Raw genomic sequence first — 12,603 nt, forward strand, 5'->3', positions numbered from 1 at the left:
AACCAGATGCGTATCTCCAGGCTAATGAAATTGTCCCTGATTGTGCTACTAATGTATATGCTCATGATACCCGCAAGTACCAATTATGTTCAATCAGCTCAAAGCTATCAATGGAATAATATACCTATTGGTGGTGGGGGGTACGTTACGGGGGTGGTCATTCATCCGACTGAGCCTGATCTGGTTTACGCTCGAACTGATGTTGGAGGAGCTTACCGACTGGATGTAACTTCAGGAGATTGGGTTCCACTACTGGATCATTTTGGAGATGAAGACAGCAATCTGTACGGCGTGGATGGAATTGCGCTGGATCAGCAAAACCCCAATATCGTGTATATCGCTGCTGGGAAGTACGGGAACGTGGGGCCGAGCGATATTCTGAAATCCACAGATCGAGGAGAAACATGGATTCGAACCGGACTCAATCTTCGGAATGAATCGAATGGAAATATCCATCGAGCCATGGGAGAGAGCATCGCCGTCAATCCCACGAACTCCAATTACCTGCACGTGGGTACACGATATGATGGATTGTACACCTCCAGTGACGGTGCAGCAACGTGGAGCAAGGTATGGGATGTACCGAGCGGGCTGTCCGGTGAAGGAATACGGAGTGTAGCTTATGGATTGAATCCCGTGACAAAGCAAGGTCAAGTTGTGTATGCAGGGGTTCGCGGCATTGGTGTGTATAGCAAAGCACCAAGAAGCAATGGGCAGACCACCTGGCAACTTACCGGGAGAAGTCCCGAATATCCTGCACGCATGACTGTGGCGAAAAACGGGACGTTGTATGTGACCACTGATAATCAAGGCGTCTACAAGTTCAACGGTGTGCAGTGGACGAATATAACACCCAGCTCCAGTTACTCATCTTATTATGGAATCACGATTGATCCCAATAATGATAATCACATCCTGGCAGCCGTTCGAACAGGCGGAGATAATCTGCCACTGTATCGTTCCGTTAATGGCGGACAGAGTTGGACAACAGTGAGCAAAACGCTGGTATCCAAACCGTCATGGTGGACACCCAACATGTTTTTCTCAGCGACATCCAGTATCAAGTTTGACCCACATAACCCGGGCACCGTATATGCTACAGACTGGTTTGGCGTATACAAGACAGACAACATCAATGGTACAAATGGATTGACTGGAAGTACTGCGAGTACATGGGAAGCTATTACCGATGGTCATGAAGAAGTCGTTGCGCTGACTGCATCCACACCGCCTCAAGGTGTTTCATTTTTTAGCGGTTTAACCGATCAGATCGGATTTAGACATGAGAATGTATCCGATGTTCCTCTCAATAAAATCCCGCTCGCGGGTATGCGAGAAATTGTAAGTATTGACTATCATGAAGCAAATCCGAATTACATGATATTTCTGGGAAGCAGCGACTGGTATGGTACCACCACACGTTTATTTGTCTCTTCCAATAACGGAGTTACCGTAACTCCAATGAATGTTCCGGCTGGCTCCAAGCTGGGGAGGGTCGCCTACTCGGCCATCAATCCGAATGTAATTGTTTATTACCCCCAGACCGGTAATCCGGTCAGAAGCACGAATCGTGGCGCAACATGGCAAAATATGAACGGTGCCCCTTTTCAGGCTATCGGGGGGAATATGGTTTTCGCCTATAATCATCCACTGGCTGCCGATCGCATCAATGGATATAAATTTTATATGTATGCTGCTGGTTATATGTATCGCTCAACGGATGCAGGTGCCAACTGGTACAAAGCCAATGCGGTTCGCCTTCCTGTTAATACGGATATCAATAAGAGCTCCATTAAAGTCGAGGCTGCACCTGGTGTGGCGAATGCCGTATGGGTAAGTTTGGGAACCGATGGACTATATGCATCGACGAACTCGGGAAATACATTTTCCAAGATCCAGAGCGTACAGAATTCCAAATTATTTGCTTTTGGAAAGGCTCAGCCAGGCAAATTGGTTCCAGCCGTCTATGTATATGGCACCGTAAATAATGTGAATGGATTCTTCCGTTCAGATGATATGGGGGTAACCTGGAACAATATAGGTCCTACAGGTGCTGGAATTGGACTTGGCAATGAACCGCAAATTATGGCGGCAGACCGTCAAATCTATGGCCAGGTATATGTAGGTACGAATGGCAGAGGGGTGTATGTCGGTTCATTAGAATAAAGAAAGAGATATGAAAGTGGTGATGAATAATATGATGGAGGAGGGTTCCAGGCGCACGAGACAAAGGCATGTTCGAAGAACGTACGGATTTCTTATAGCTCTGTTGCTGATTGTGATCTGGATACTGGTCATCTGGTCCATGTCTACCCAATCCTCTCAGCAGCAGGACATTCAGCCCTGGCTTCATAAATGGTCCCAAAAAGTACAGATTGGCTTCGTACTTCCTGATATCCAATTCACATATGGGGAGTATGAGTATTCCCTGAAGCAGCGGCCGTATGATTTTGCAGAGTTCATCTTTCGCAAAAGTGCGCATCTATTTGTATACGCTGTGCTCGCCATGCTTGTGTATGGCGGGCTGCGATACAGGAGAATCCGTATCATGACTTGTATTGTTGCTGCTCTTGCTGTGGTACTTATCATCGCATCCATTGATGAGTATATTCAGCAGTTCAGTCCAAATCGGACAAGCTCGATACGTGATGTTGGAGTGGACTTGCTTGGCGGTTGCTGTGGGATTGCCATATATGCTTCGCTTCTGTCCATCACCCGCAGGATCAGAAGGGGAAGACGTGATTCGGTTTACGATAAGTGATTTCCCAGGAAATGCTGTCTTCAGAACCCGCTTCTACTTGTCTGCTATCCATCATAAAGTGGTATGGAGTAGGACAAGGAGGGTGGAGACATGCTACGAAAAAGGAATAGGAATGTTTTGCTCAAAAAGATAGGCTTCATAGCAATCGTTTTGATATTGCTATGGTTGATCGGCAGAACCATTCCGTATTTATTTCGGGCAGATACACCGGATGAAGCTGCTGCTATTGCCGAAGAGTTTTACAAATATGAACAGTCGGGTGACTTCGGCAGTTCGTGGGAATTGTTTCATCCCCTGATGAAAGAGCGGTTTCCAAAGAGCGCATATGTACAGAACCGAGCACATATATTCATGCAGCATTTTGGCGTGGAAACCTTTGAACTGGAGATGGAAGAGCCGGAGCGTGAGTTTGATGTAACGGTAGTGGATGGCGTGAAGCCATTCTCCGAAGCCTACAAAATCCGGGTTACTCAGATGTACTCAGGCACCTTTGGGCAATTCGATATTGTGCAGACCTGTTATCTGGTAGAGGATGGAGATGAGTGGAGCTTACTCTGGTATTATCCAAATTCAAAGAATGAGGATACCCCGAAGGAAAATAACAGTGAATGATGAAACATTATCGTGAAAGCAACTGGAACTACGGGATATAAATATTCACACATACATTGAACCAAATTGTATCATTTACCTAACACAAAGCTCTATAAATGCGAGACTTTTGTCGCATTTATAGAGCTTTTTTTGTATTTTACATCATTTCAGGGCTTTAAGTCTTGACATTAGTCCCGGTGTCAAGTAAATTACGAGGTAGATACAAAATGTATCAATTTTCAGCGTCTAACGACAAATAACAGGGACTTCTAAGCTCCTTGTGAGGGGAAGGAATATTATTGATCGAAACGGGCCGCTTTTACTGTGTCAGTTGTGGGATGATTGTGTCGGTCACTAGAAGCTCTGTCGAAATGAAGGAAGAGGGCAATGGAGGCAATCACGTATTTCGCACCGGATTCTACCGGAGTGAAATGCCGCTTGGATGCTGTGAAGCGTGTGTAGTTGAAGCGAAACGTCAGGGGAAATCCCAGTTTGCGGGACAATATACTAAAGATTATGATACACTATGTTCATATGAGAAACGGGCATGAAGTATATGCTCGTCCATGAAGGAGGGGATTGAATGCAGCAGGAGCCGGTCGTCCGGATTCAGGGCGTCAGCAAAATCATATCCTCCCGATCATTGGTCAGCGACCTGACTCTGGATATTTCTCCGGGGCAGGTTTTTGGTTTTTTAGGACCTAATGGTGCGGGGAAAACAACGACGATTCGAATGATGGTTGGACTGATGTCCATCAGTAAAGGTGACATTTTGATCTCGGGTCACAGTGTGAAGGATGAGTTTGAACAGGCGGTAGCCCAGGTAGGAGCCATTGTGGAAAATCCGGAGATGTACAAGTTTCTGACCGGGTACCAGAATCTCGTTCACTTTGCCCGCATGTCGCCGGGAGTTACGAAAGAACGGATTGCGGAAACGATTGAACGAGTGGGGCTTACGGCTCGGATTCATGATAAGGTCAAAACCTACTCCCTGGGTATGCGCCAGCGTCTGGGTGTCGCACAAGCGATATTACATAAACCGAAGCTGCTTGTTCTGGATGAGCCGACCAATGGTCTGGACCCCCAGGGCATACGGGAACTGAGAGATTATTTGCGTCAGCTTACCCAAGAGGAAGGTCTTACGGTCTTCGTATCCAGCCATCTGTTGTCGGAGATGGAACTGATGTGTGATACCGTGGCCATCATCCAGAACGGCAAGTTGATTGATGTAAGAAACCTTCGGGCTGAAGCCGGTTCGGATGCATTAATCGAAGTTGCTTTTGAGCTGAATGATGCTGACCGCGCTGCGGATCTGATTCAGGGTGCTACCGTACAGGACAATGTCCTGGTGATGCGGGTGTCTCGTGAGCAGATTCCAGATATCAATGCCAAGCTGGTTAGCGAAGGGTTTCAGGTATACGGTATTCGTAACGTGACTCACACCCTGGAAGAACAATTCTTGCAAGTAACTGGGGGTGGAGGCATTGGGTAGTTTCGGTAATCTGATATTGAATGAAAATATGAAAATTTTCCGTCGTCCTCGTACCTGGATCATGTTATCGATTCTGGCGCTGATCTCGCTGTTAATGCCAGTGTTACTTCGAGAAGGAATGGGGTCCAATGAAGTCTTATACTGGGAAGCGGCTGTGACGACCATCCAGATTACGTTTTTCCTGAACACGATCTTCTGTGTCGTGATTGCAGCGGAATCGGTCGCAGGCGAATTCACCTGGGGCACCATTAAGCTATTGCTAATCCGTCCATGGTCACGAAGCAAAGTTCTCGCTTCCAAATACCTGACTGTAATTGGCTTTAGCATTTTGAGTACATTGCTGGTCATCGTGATGGCGATGTTAACGTCCTATATTCTTTTCTCGCATGATGCTCCGGGTGGAAGCAGTAGTCCGGCTACGAATGCTCTGACGCTATGGGGATATCTGTACGTTGATCTGTTCATTACGCTTGCGATTGCGTTCATGGTGTCCTCCGTATTTCGTTCAGGCGCACTTGCGATTGGATTATCCCTATTCATTATGTTCTCACAAAGTATCTTCTCACTCATATTCAATCCAGACCGTTATGAGTGGGCCAAGTATGTTCTATTCAACAATATGGATCTTAGCAAATACATGACCTCCGGGGCGGATTTTGCGCTAATGGGTGGCTCGAGTGCAGGAATGACGCTTGGTTTCTCCATTGCAGTTTTGGCCGTGTATTATGTTATTTTCATGGTGATTTCCTGGGTAGTATTCAGCAAAAGAGATGTGGCAGGCTAACGCCTGCTTCTTTTTTTTGTTCCCATTCTGCTTTGTGAAGAAAAAAGTGTATATTCAGAATCGGCTGTGGCATGACTGTCATTTAAGGGTACTTAGTATCAGTAGCGTTTTTCATAATTCGAATTTCACCGCTCACGGGTACAAGATATAGATGAATAGGATCATTTCGATCTTTATCTTGCTGATTGGAAGACGCTCAGGGGATTTATGAAAAAAGCTCTCATAAGTAAATGACTAGATATACATATCACCGCCGCAGTCACTTTGGCAGAGCAGCGCATGGAGGGATCACGTTTCTTGATAAATAACAAGTTCTACCGCATATGCACAGCGATTATTCTGCTGCTGCTCATCGTGTATCTGGGGGATAAAGTAAACTTTATTTTCAGACCCTTGACCTCACTGATTCACATCATCATCATTCCGCTACTGATTGCTGGTTTTTTCTATTATCTGCTGCGCCCGCTCGTCGATTATATGGAAAGGCATAAGATCAAACGTGCATTGTCGGTTCTGATTATTTATGTCGTGATTGCATTAATGCTTGCAGGTTTCAGTGTGCTCGTATGGCCTTCCTTACGTGAACAACTGATGAATTTTGTGGAGAATGCTCCAGCGTTGGTTGCTTCGCTCAGCGATCAGTTGGCTGGACTTGAGAATAATCGTTTTGTCTCCAAGTATCTGCCGAAGGACTCCGATCTGTTCGCGCAATTATCGGATTATCTGAGCCAAGGAATCACTCAGGTCACCGATTATGTCTCCGGGTTATTCTCGGTGGTATCCAATCTGGTTATTATCCTGGCAACGTTCCCGATCATGCTCTATTACATGCTCAAGGAGGGAAGCAAGTTTGGGACGAATCTAACCTTGTTATTGCCGAGACATTATCGCAAGGATGGAGAAGAAACCGTCCATGAGATCGATGAAGCACTAAGCAGTTATATCGTCGGCCGGGTTATTGTTAATGTAGCCCTGGGGATTCTGATGTACATCGGTTTTCTCATCTTAGGTTTGCCGTATGCGTTGCTGCTGACCGTCGTATCCATTATCCTAAACTTCATTCCTTATGTGGGGGCTTTGCTGGCAGCTATCCCGGTTGTCATTGTCGCGTTTATTGAATCACCTTCGATGGCGATCTGGTCACTGGTCATTATTGTGATCGCACAGCAAATTCAGGATAACCTGATCTCACCTTACGTCTATGGCAAGCAGCTCGATATTCATCCACTGACTACCGTTATCTTGCTCCTCGTAGGTGCCGATCTGGGGAATATTCTGGGCATGATTATCGTTATCCCGCTATATATGATCCTGAAAATTATAGTTCGCAGAGTCCATTATCGGATTGTCGAGGATAAGACTGAACTTTGAATTGAATCTGAAATACAACTCTGTCATGTGTCTCCACTAATGTTTGCTCTTGAATCACATAGATAAGCTCATCAGGATAAGCCGCATCTCAATGGTGAAGGGTCAGGTAACTTGCCCTCGCAATTGATATGCGGCTTTATTTTTATGTTCATACTTATTGCTCACTCGTGTTACATCTGTTATACTTGATATATAACAGATGACAAGAAAGAAGGTGAACTCTTGATTATTCAACTGGATATGCAGTCCGAACTTCCCATCTATTCGCAGCTTGTTTATCAAATTATCGAAGGCATTGCTAGTGGTGAGTTACAGCTAGGTGAGGCGCTACCTTCGGTACGGAATTTGGCAGCAGATATTGGAGTTAACCTTCATACGGTCAACAAGGCTTATACACTACTCAAGCAAGATGGATACATTCTAGTTCATAGACAAAAGGGAGTCGTAGTAAACCCTGATGGAATGCCTGATTTAACGGATGATTTTTTGAAAAAGCAGCAAAGCGAATTAAGACCGATTATTGCCGAAGCGATATGTCGCGGAATGACCAAAGAAGAACTATCTGCGGTGTTAGACCAAATTTATGATGATGTAAAGATGGGTCACAACAAAGAATAAGCGAATCAAGGGAGTGTGTTATGTATGCAACTATTTAGTATATTACCTGTCATCTTAATCTTTGCTCCATTAGCCTTACTTCTATCCTTTGCACCATATGTGACAAGGGAAACAATTAGCTTTGGGGTTACGGTAAGTGAATCTAATTACTACACTCCAATCTTACGTAAGCTACGGAGTACATTTGCTACAGTAAGTCTGATCGGAAGCGGGATGGTTATCCTTGTCTGTCTGTATTTACTCCGATCTGCTAATGAAGAGTCTACCGCAATGATCACCGGCGTGTGCACAATGATCTTCATTGTGTACTGGGCAGCCCTGAATATATTATTTCATTTCAAGATGAAAAAGATAAAGGGAACACTTACAACTGTAGAAGCACCTCAAAGAGTTAAAATTGATACCAACTTCCGCCAAAATAAGCTCACCTATTCCAACTATTGGTTCCTCATTCACATTGCTATTATTGTAGCCATTGCGATTATTTCGATCCTGAATTATAAGGCACTACCTAACGTCATTCCAATAAAATATGATCTTCAGGGCAATGTCACTTCCAGTGTGCCTAAAACCTACCTTTCGGTACTGGCTATTAATCTTGTACAGCTAGGAATCATTGCACTTATGGTGTTGGTGAACTGGAGTATTAAAACAAGCAAACAACAGCTTACTGCATCTAATCCTGCCAAATTTGCTGCTGATAATATTCAATTCCGCCGTAAATGGTCCCTATTTACGCTTGTAACAGGCGTACTTCTTACCATTTTATTTGCCTTCATTCAGATCAATATGTTCGTCCCTAATCTGGTCTTGTTAACAGCTATTAGCTTCATCACGCCTGTGGTGATCGTGTTAGGTGTTGTATGGCTGTCTCTCACCGGCAGACAAGGCGGTGGGAAAATTCGTAATCAACAAGAGGATCACGAACGATCTAAGGAACAGCCTGTGAATGACGATGATTATTGGAAGCTTGGGTTTATTTACTTCAATGCCAATGATCCTTCTTTAACCATAGAAAAGCGTTCTGGAATAGGCTGGACGATTAACTTCGCTCGTCCACTATCTTGGGTCCTGTTGTTATTCATCATTGCTATTGCCGTTATAAGTATAGTTTTGTATGTCTGATTCTGCCGGTGACATCCAACCCAGCAGCTGCTGAAGAAACCGCTGGTAAATCCAGTTCCTATTCGTGAGATTGCAGAAAAGAATGGGGCTGAGATATCTTGGCAAAAAACAGGACAGATCACAATACGAAAAAATGAGCTTACTATTGTAGTTAAGGTAGGAGAGAAACAGGCGAAAATGATGTGCAAGTGTCTATGAATCAGTTCCAAAACTGGAAATCGGCTCTTCAAGGTCATTCCAATGTAACGTACAATAGCTATCCAAAGGTAAATCATCTTTTATCCAGCTATGATGGACTTTCAATCGGTCAAGAGTACGCTGAGCCATCTAATGTCTCCAAAGCCATTATCGATGATATTGCGAAGTGGGTATTAAAATCAAAGTAAAAACGGGAGTTCCATTCTTGGTTGAATGATAACATGGAGAAGTGACCGATGGGTCTAGATATAATAAGAAGAGCACTTACCGATGTAGGCAAGTGCTCTTCTTTCTTATATATAAAGTTGCTTTATTTAGCCCAACTATGCCTTTTTCTCATCTTCATCGGTGTAGTCAGACATGGTCAGTGGTTCCTTGGGAACAACGGCCACTTTGTAGAACCGATTCTTGTCTTTTTCCAGCAAAACAAAGATCAGATTCTCGAACTCATATTCTTCCTGTTCGTTCATCTCGGGACGATGGCTATAGAGCCATCCGCCAATGGTATCCCACTCATCTGCATCCAGGCTGGACATGAACATGTCGTTTACCTTCGATAAGGAAACCTTGCCATCCATAATGACATAGTTCTCATTGATGACCTGGATATCCTCCACTTCGTCTGCGTCGAACTCGTCGCGGATCTCACCAACAATCTGCTCAAGTACATCCTCGATGGTTACAATTCCGGAAGTTCCTCCATATTCGTCGACCAGCACGGCGATGTGTACGCCATCCTTCTGCATTTTCTTGAGCAAGTCCTTCACAGGAGTTGTTTCGTGAACAGCAGATACAGGCTGAATCAGGGAAGACAGATCGACAGGTTCATCATTTCCGTAAAGTTCCAGGAAGAATTGCTTCGTATTAATGATACCGATAATATCGTCCTTACTCTCATTAACTACTGGAAAACGGGTATATTGCTCTTCACGAATGATCTCCAGGTTTTCCTCGTTCGTTCTATTCACATAAAGGCAGACCATATCGGTCCGGGGTACCATAATTTCTTTGGCTAGCATCTCATCAAAAGCAAAGATCCGGCTTACATAACCGAACTCAGCTTGGTTGATTTTACCACTTTCAAAGCTTTCATTAATAATGATCTGCAACTCTTCTTCGGAGTGTGCATCTTCATGCTCGGAAGCAGGTTTGATTCCGAACAGTTTCACCAGTTGGTTCGCTGAGCCGTTTAACAGCCAGATAAAAGGATACATAATTCGGTTAAACCAGATGATAGGTGTAGACGTCAGCAGTGCAACAGTCTCGGCTTTCCGGATTGCAATCGTTTTTGGAGCGAGTTCACCAACCACAACATGCAGATACGTGATGGAAGCAAACGCGATAACAAACGATAAGAATGAAGAAACCGCCTCAGGAATTTGCATGCTTTCAAACACAGGGTGGAGAATCTTCTCTACCGTCGGTTCACCCAGCCAACCCAGTCCCAGAGATGTGATCGTGATTCCAAGCTGGCAGGCGGACAAATATCCGTCCAGATTGGCAACGGCTTGTTTAACAGCCAGCGCACGCTTGTTTCCTTCTGCAATCATTTGGTCGATCCGGCTCGGTCGAACCCGCACCAGAGCGAATTCCACTGCAACAAAAAACGCCGAAAGTCCTATCAAAAACGCAACCAATACTAAATTTAACGCATACCTCTCACTTTCCATTCACTGCTCTTCTCCTTTAGGTAATAAGTTTTTAACGAGTATTATATCTAATTTTACGTAAGAAGGCCACCTCCCGACAAAGAAAAGAGGAAGAGTCTGGAAGCTAGATTGAGCAGATTGCTGTTACCATGCGGTTCTGTTCCATCATTAATTTGATATGTAGAAGGGAACACAGTCAGAATATACAACCAAGGAGTAGAAATTACGATTACCAGAATCAAGTATTCCGCGTGCTTATGTAAAGTTTTATCTAAGTAAACGTTACGAACAGGGCTTACATTGGGTATCTATGATTAGCTGTAGGTTTAATCGTCAAAGCTGTGTAAGTGAGGAAAACGAAGAGATTGTCACCAAGGGGGAAGCCGAATGTTTTGGCTGGTCATCATATTAATCATATTCATTTTTCAGGCAGCCACCATTTTAATCCTGGAGTTCAGGAATCCGTCAAAAGCAGTGGCCTGGCTATTTATATTGTTTTGTGTACCTCCAATTGGTTTTGTTGTGTATTACTTTGTGGCACAAGACTTTAACAAACGAAAAAAGGTTCGTAAAGCAGGGTCGAGAATTTTCAGAGAGATTCGGGAAACCATTTGGGAACAGGCTCACATTGTGGAAAAGGCAACAGACATGCCTGAGAATCGCTTTCTGCACCAACAGCGGTTATTCAATCTGTTGTCCCATCTGTCGGAAAGTCCTATAACGGGATGCAGTCGAAGCCGAGTGCTAACCAATGGCAGAGAGGCCTTCCCAGCCATGCTGAAGGAGATGGAGAAGGCGAAGCATCATTTGCATGTGGAATTTTACATCTTTCGGGATGATGCCATCAGTACCAAGTTTCAGAAAGTTATGATCCGCAAGGCACAGGAGGGAGTCAGGGTCCGGTTTATCTGTGATGGATTGGGGAGCCACAAAATGAGCAGAGGGTTTATTCGTGAACTCCAGGACGCTGGAGTTGAATTCCATTACTTTCTCCCACCAATGATTGCCACGATTGATCGAAGGGTCAATTACCGGAATCACCGTAAAATTATTGTCGTGGATGGAAAGGTTGGATTCGTGGGCGGCATTAATGTGGGGGATGATTACCTTGGGAAATACTCGAAGGTAGGGTTCTGGCGGGATACACATGTGCAGCTTGAAGGCGACGCTGTATATTTCCTGCAAAACACATTTTTGAACGACTGGAAGCTGGCTTCGGGTGAGCAGATTACTAAATCCCAACTGATAGATCTCTTTCCGCCGCATATATGCAGTGGCCAGGAGCGAATTCAGATCCTGGCCAGTGGGCCTGATCAGGACTGGGATGCCATTCAGGAAATGTGTTTCGGTGCCATCTCCGTAGCCTGTGATCGTATCTATATTACGAGCCCTTATTTTATTCCGGATCCAGCACTGTACGAAGCACTCAAAACTGCAGCTGTCAGCGGTGTAGACGTTAAAATTATTATTCCATACCAGTCTGATTCACGTCTTGTTCATCTCGCATCCGTCTCCTACGTGGAGGAATTGCTTCTGGCAGGGGTAGAGTTTTATCAGTATCGAAAAGGATTCATACACGCCAAGGTCATGATTGTGGATGAACTGCTCGCCAGCGTAGGGACAGCCAATATGGATATGCGCAGTTTTTTCTGCAACTTTGAACTGACAGCCGTACTATTTGAGTCCTCCTCGATGGATCGGCTGGTGGCGGATTTTGAACGTGATCTTTCAGTATCCAGCAAGATCGACCTAAAGGTTTTTCAGGGCCGTTCACGACGGCAAAAAGGGGCAGAAATACTTTCTCGGATGCTTTCTCCGCTTCTTTAGCCGATTTAGGCCAGATTTCTGAAGATAAGTTCACTTTTTGTGAATTTATCTTCTTTTTGCTAACTATTTTGCTCAATTTTGATCCTTTATGATATAATAGATATATAAATCATGTCTTGGCGAAGGAGGGGAGTCTGCGGGAAAACAGGCTCCCTTTTGCTCTCTTTTGAAAGTGTAAACCGGA

The 12,603-nt window shown here is 44.6% G+C and carries 13 protein-coding genes; 12 read left to right on the forward strand and 1 reads right to left on the reverse strand.

Features of this window, described 5'->3' with window-relative positions; all coding sequences use genetic code 11:
- Positions 1-6 precede the first annotated feature (6 nt).
- The 11 genes from M1D71_RS05990 to M1D71_RS06040 all read left to right on the forward strand — a co-directional run bounded on the left by M1D71_RS05990 (position 7) and on the right by M1D71_RS06040 (position 9,131).
- Positions 7-2,166, forward strand: a complete 2,160-nt coding sequence (locus M1D71_RS05990; RefSeq protein ID WP_458125682.1) for a WD40/YVTN/BNR-like repeat-containing protein — start codon at positions 7-9, stop codon at positions 2,164-2,166.
- Between the two features lie 31 nt (positions 2,167-2,197).
- Positions 2,198-2,761 (forward strand): VanZ family protein, encoded by a 564-nt coding sequence (locus M1D71_RS05995; protein ID WP_458125683.1) that lies wholly within the window; start codon positions 2,198-2,200, stop codon positions 2,759-2,761.
- Between the two features lie 90 nt (positions 2,762-2,851).
- Positions 2,852-3,373 (forward strand): hypothetical protein, encoded by a 522-nt coding sequence (locus M1D71_RS06000; protein ID WP_458125684.1) that lies wholly within the window; start codon positions 2,852-2,854, stop codon positions 3,371-3,373.
- 281 nt (positions 3,374-3,654) lie between these two features.
- Positions 3,655-3,906, forward strand: coding sequence for a hypothetical protein (locus tag M1D71_RS06005; protein ID WP_143760279.1), 252 nt, complete (start codon positions 3,655-3,657; stop codon positions 3,904-3,906).
- Positions 3,907-3,938: 32 nt separating this feature from the next.
- A complete protein-coding gene (locus tag M1D71_RS06010) occupies positions 3,939-4,847 on the forward strand; it encodes an ABC transporter ATP-binding protein (protein WP_458125685.1) in 909 nt (302 codons plus the stop codon).
- Positions 4,840-5,631: an ABC transporter permease gene (locus M1D71_RS06015; protein WP_458125686.1), complete on the forward strand. Its 792-nt coding sequence runs from the start codon at positions 4,840-4,842 to the stop codon at positions 5,629-5,631. Before M1D71_RS06010 ends, M1D71_RS06015 begins: the two co-directional genes overlap by 8 nt.
- A gap of 297 nt (positions 5,632-5,928) precedes the next feature.
- Entirely contained in the window at positions 5,929-7,002 is a 1,074-nt protein-coding gene (locus tag M1D71_RS06020; RefSeq protein ID WP_458125687.1) for an AI-2E family transporter, read from the forward strand.
- Between the two features lie 222 nt (positions 7,003-7,224).
- Positions 7,225-7,620 (forward strand): GntR family transcriptional regulator, encoded by a 396-nt coding sequence (locus M1D71_RS06025; protein WP_458125688.1) that lies wholly within the window; start codon positions 7,225-7,227, stop codon positions 7,618-7,620.
- Positions 7,621-7,644: 24 nt separating this feature from the next.
- Entirely contained in the window at positions 7,645-8,745 is a 1,101-nt protein-coding gene (locus tag M1D71_RS06030; RefSeq protein ID WP_458125689.1) for a DUF1648 domain-containing protein, read from the forward strand.
- A gap of 93 nt (positions 8,746-8,838) precedes the next feature.
- A complete protein-coding gene (locus M1D71_RS06035; protein ID WP_458127181.1) occupies positions 8,839-8,943 on the forward strand; it encodes a hypothetical protein in 105 nt (34 codons plus the stop codon).
- The gene (locus tag M1D71_RS06040) at positions 8,928-9,131 is read left to right on the forward strand and encodes a hypothetical protein (protein WP_458125690.1); all 204 of its coding nucleotides are present in this window, start codon (positions 8,928-8,930) and stop codon (positions 9,129-9,131) included. The genes M1D71_RS06035 and M1D71_RS06040 overlap by 16 nt, the downstream gene beginning before the upstream one ends.
- A 135-nt stretch (positions 9,132-9,266) precedes the next feature.
- On the opposite strand, the gene M1D71_RS06045 is transcribed toward M1D71_RS06040, so the two are convergent.
- Positions 9,267-10,613, reverse strand: coding sequence for a hemolysin family protein (locus M1D71_RS06045; protein WP_458125691.1), 1,347 nt, complete (start codon positions 10,611-10,613; stop codon positions 9,267-9,269).
- Positions 10,614-10,979: 366 nt separating this feature from the next.
- Between M1D71_RS06045 and cls the strand changes: the two genes are divergently transcribed.
- The gene (gene cls / locus M1D71_RS06050; protein ID WP_458125692.1) at positions 10,980-12,419 is read left to right on the forward strand and encodes a cardiolipin synthase; all 1,440 of its coding nucleotides are present in this window, start codon (positions 10,980-10,982) and stop codon (positions 12,417-12,419) included.
- Positions 12,420-12,603: the final 184 nt, after the last annotated feature.

It is taken from the genome of Paenibacillus sp. Z3-2 (genome assembly GCF_054161325.1).

Excerpts from the sequence above, each read along its gene's own strand:
- M1D71_RS06030 (WP_458125689.1), top strand. The coding sequence starts at position 7,645 with ATGCAACTATTTAGTATATTACCTGTCATCTTAATCTTTGCTCCATTA.
- M1D71_RS05995 (WP_458125683.1), top strand. The coding sequence starts at position 2,198 with ATGATGGAGGAGGGTTCCAGGCGCACGAGACAAAGGCATGTTCGAAGA.
- M1D71_RS06010 (WP_458125685.1), top strand. The coding sequence starts at position 3,939 with ATGCAGCAGGAGCCGGTCGTCCGGATTCAGGGCGTCAGCAAAATCATA.
- cls (WP_458125692.1), top strand. The coding sequence starts at position 10,980 with ATGTTTTGGCTGGTCATCATATTAATCATATTCATTTTTCAGGCAGCC.
- M1D71_RS06000 (WP_458125684.1), top strand. The coding sequence starts at position 2,852 with ATGCTACGAAAAAGGAATAGGAATGTTTTGCTCAAAAAGATAGGCTTC.
- M1D71_RS06045 (WP_458125691.1), bottom strand. The coding sequence starts at position 10,613 with ATGGAAAGTGAGAGGTATGCGTTAAATTTAGTATTGGTTGCGTTTTTG.
- M1D71_RS05990 (WP_458125682.1), top strand. The coding sequence starts at position 7 with ATGCGTATCTCCAGGCTAATGAAATTGTCCCTGATTGTGCTACTAATG.